1 protein-coding gene and 1 pseudogene are annotated in these 1,024 nt (G+C 54.5%); both read right to left on the bottom strand.

Annotated features, from left to right (window positions below; translation table 11 throughout):
- Nucleotides 1-19: 19 nt before the first annotated feature.
- Nucleotides 20-649 carry an archaellin/type IV pilin N-terminal domain-containing protein gene (locus tag EXE44_RS17060; protein WP_137706402.1) on the bottom strand — a complete coding sequence of 210 codons (630 nt, stop codon included), beginning with the start codon at nt 647-649 and terminating at the stop codon, nt 20-22.
- Between the two features lie 2 nt (nt 650-651).
- Nucleotides 652-1,024: pseudogene (locus EXE44_RS17065) on the bottom strand (flagellin); the annotation flags it as partial.

Consider the following 1,024-nt stretch of genomic DNA (forward strand, 5'->3'; position numbering starts at 1 on the left):
AACGTCGGTTCGAAGTTCGTTAGAGTCGGACTGCTTGGCCGGTCTCCTTGTAGAGGTCCGGCGAAACGAGTTCAACCGAAGTTGTTGCGGAGGCTGGCGAGACGATCTCGAGCGATGAGGTGTCACTCTCGCCGAACGCGCCCGCAGTGGTTCCATCACCGAACGGTGAGACGACCGGATTTAGAACGATCGTGTATTGGTTGTCCTCATTGAGAATCGGGTTGCTAACGAAGTCCCCGTTTGCATCTTTTACCGCAAATTCTCCTGACGCAAGATTAGACGTGGCGTTTCCTGAATTATCCACGAAGACTAGACTTTCTTGACCGTTGGGTCCAACCGCTTGGATTGTTGTTTCGCTCAGGTCGATCTGGTCGGCCCCAGGAGCACCTGCGACGCCGATACGAATCTCATCGAGTGTCCCATCAGAGGTACTGCCGACGATACCAACCTTCGTCGTCACGTCGATCCGCTCCGACACAAGGTCGGTACTCTCTTCACCAGTTGCTTCTGCCTGTGACTGGAGGAAGCCCGCTGTGTTGATCAGGACGCCAGCAGCAATCGCCGCCACCAGCACCATTGCGATGAACACAATGAGCGTCCCGATACCAACCTGACCACGATCGTCGTTATTGTTAATGAATTCGAACATGGTTACAGCCTCACCGAGCTCTGTTCGTCGGTTAGCGTCGTGGGGATACGAATCTCGGTTGTCGTGGTAGCCCCGGACGCGGTGGTGAAGGTAACGGACAACTGATCGCCGCCTTCAAGCGCTGTGTAGCTTGCGGGAGCGTTGCCGTCAAGAGCGAAGGCGACTTCTGCGCGATCGCTGGAATCAGTTAACACATTGTTACTGAGTCCACGAATGTTCGTTGTCTCATTATCCGAGATAGTGAACGTCTCCTGACCATCAGTGCCAACGAGTTCAACCGACACTTCGGTCAGATCGATATTGCCGGCCCCGGGGGCCTGTGCAACGACGAACTGTAACGCATCGACTGTATTCGGATTCGCAGTTGTGTTAACA

The sequence above is a fragment of the Halorubrum sp. SS7 genome (genome assembly GCF_005435055.1).
Classification (GTDB): domain Archaea; phylum Halobacteriota; class Halobacteria; order Halobacteriales; family Haloferacaceae; genus Halorubrum; species Halorubrum salinarum.

Excerpts from the sequence above, each read along its gene's own strand:
- EXE44_RS17060 (WP_137706402.1), bottom strand. The coding sequence starts at position 649 with ATGTTCGAATTCATTAACAATAACGACGATCGTGGTCAGGTTGGTATC.